The sequence below is a fragment of the Nosocomiicoccus ampullae genome, assembly GCF_001696685.1.
Classification (GTDB): domain Bacteria; phylum Bacillota; class Bacilli; order Staphylococcales; family Salinicoccaceae; genus Nosocomiicoccus; species Nosocomiicoccus ampullae_A.
Map to the genome: position 1 here is coordinate 5,253 of NZ_MBFG01000016.1, position 456 is coordinate 5,708.

Genomic DNA, 456 nt, shown 5'->3' on the forward strand with positions numbered 1-456 from the left:
ATCTGATACTCCGTCATTATCATCATCTTCATCTGTGATATCTGGAGTACCGTCACCATCTGTGTCTAATTTGAAGTTCGCTTTTGTTTTATCAGTTGAATCGTCTGGATACGTCACTACAACTGGAACATCAAATTCTTCTACAGTATCCCCATCTAATTCTTCTGGTGCTGTTACTGTAATTACACCTGTAGTTTCATCAATTTCAACTGTGTAACCTTCTGGTACAGTGAAGTTTTCATCAATCTTAAACTTAGTACCTTCTGGTGCGTCTACTACCTTACCATCTTTATCTGTGATTGTTGGAGTAGATTCCGTTGGTGTACCTGGTACTACTAATTGATCTTCATATCCAGGTTCGTATTCTTCATTTTGTTTCGGAGTTGGAGCTTCTGGCTCTTCAACTGTGATTATTACATCTACATTATCTTTAGATCCATCTGGATAAGTCACTTC

The 456-nt window shown here is 37.9% G+C and carries 1 protein-coding gene; it reads right to left on the reverse strand.

What is annotated here, in order from left to right; genetic code table 11:
• Positions 1-456 (reverse strand): YPDG domain-containing protein (locus BBS29_RS08390; protein WP_218836848.1); only part of this gene is annotated, 456 nt, incomplete at both ends.